Genomic DNA, 315 nt, shown 5'->3' with positions numbered 1-315 from the left:
TAACGCCCTCGTAGTTCAACGGACTGCCAAAGTCCGAGTATTAACCATATAATAAAAGATAAAGCTATGAATCAAGCAATCATCGCAAGTGTACCGATGGCACCGATGCAGATGCCTGTGGTACGTAGAAGAAGAGTAAAGGTCACTGAACCTGAAATCAAGTTGCCGCCAAGAGGCTCACGAGGTCCGGTACATATATCGGAGCTGCTCAATCCCATTCTGGAGATAAGCAAGCATCCTGACCGTAACAGACTGCTTGCAGAGTTCTTCAACCAGTGAACATCACAAGAAAATAATTCAGTATTAACATTAAAT

The 315-nt window shown here is 43.5% G+C and carries 1 protein-coding gene; it reads left to right on the top strand.

All coding sequences use genetic code 11. The features are described from left to right. The first annotated feature begins 66 nt into the window (after positions 1-66). Positions 67-279, top strand: a complete 213-nt coding sequence (locus NW211_RS14050; RefSeq protein WP_202192080.1) for a hypothetical protein — start codon at positions 67-69, stop codon at positions 277-279. Positions 280-315: the final 36 nt, after the last annotated feature.

Origin of the sequence: Barnesiella sp. ET7 (assembly GCF_024733785.1) — a bacterium.
In the GTDB taxonomy this organism is placed as follows: domain Bacteria; phylum Bacteroidota; class Bacteroidia; order Bacteroidales; family Barnesiellaceae; genus Barnesiella; species Barnesiella merdigallinarum.
The sequence above is the reverse complement of the archived record's forward strand: the minus strand, read 5'-3'. Positions and strand labels throughout refer to the sequence as shown.

Bases quoted from the DNA above. Each gene is read 5' to 3' on its own strand.
- NW211_RS14050 (WP_202192080.1), top strand. From the start codon at position 67: ATGAATCAAGCAATCATCGCAAGTGTACCGATGGCACCGATGCAGATG.